Source organism: Clostridium senegalense JC122 (assembly GCF_000285575.1).
Taxonomy (GTDB): domain Bacteria; phylum Bacillota; class Clostridia; order Clostridiales; family Clostridiaceae; genus Clostridium_J; species Clostridium_J senegalense.
In genome coordinates this window covers 1-955 of the sequence record NZ_CAEV01000135.1, presented here as the reverse complement: position 1 = coordinate 955, position 955 = coordinate 1, and the positions used below count along the sequence as shown (strand labels likewise).

The following is a 955-nucleotide window of genomic DNA, read 5'->3' as shown; positions in this document are numbered from 1 at the left end:
TCAATTCCTTCTAAAGAAGATATATCATTATTACAAATATTAAGTTCTTTAATCCCCTTAATAGTTGCTAATGGTTTTATATTACTAATTTTATTATTGCTAACATCTAAATTAGTTAAATTAACTAATTTTGAAAGAGAATTTAACCCAGTTATATTGTTGTTTGATACATAAAGTTCTTTTAGATTTAATAAATTTTCAATTCCTTCTAAAGTAGTTATTTCATTGTTACTTACATCTAATCTTTCTAACTTCTTTAAATCTTTAATTATTGATATATCTTTTAAACCACAATCTATAATTTCTAGATTTTTAAGATTTTTTAATGTTGATATAACTTTAAGATCATTTACATTGCAATGTACTATTTTTAAAACTGTGATATTATTTTTTCATTTAACTTATCTATATCTTCTATACCACTATCAATTATTTCTAATGATGATATTTCATCTAAATTTTTTATATCATTTAAACTCTTAATATTGTCATTTTTAATAACTGTACTATTTCCTTCTTCATTTGCTTCTTCAGTATTTTGAAATTCATTTTCTGATTGTTTTTCTTTAGTTTCAGGATTATTCTTAGAAAGCTCTTTTTCATTTTTTTTACTATTTTCACCTAAACTTTGTTCTAATCTTACACTTTCATTGCTCTCTGTTTTACTATCTTCTTTTCCTTGATTATATTTATATACTACAACTATAGAGATGCTTATAATTGCACAAATTATTATAAAAATTGTACTCTTTTTCATAGCTTCACTTCCTATTTTTATATTTTTCTCCCTTTTATTTTTTGTTATCGTTAGAATCACCTAACACTTTACATTTTTTAAACATATTTTTGAAATAATGTATATTTTTATAGAATATTGTTGAATTTTATCCTTAACTTAATTCTAAATGTATGAATATTATTTTATTTTTATTATAAAAGTTATAGTATATTTTTA

General features: G+C 20.4%; 1 pseudogene. It reads right to left on the bottom strand.

Annotated features, from left to right (window positions below):
* Positions 1-589, bottom strand: a pseudogene (locus CSGHG_RS25170) (leucine-rich repeat domain-containing protein); the annotation flags it as partial.
* Between the last annotated feature and the right edge of the window lie 366 nt (positions 590-955).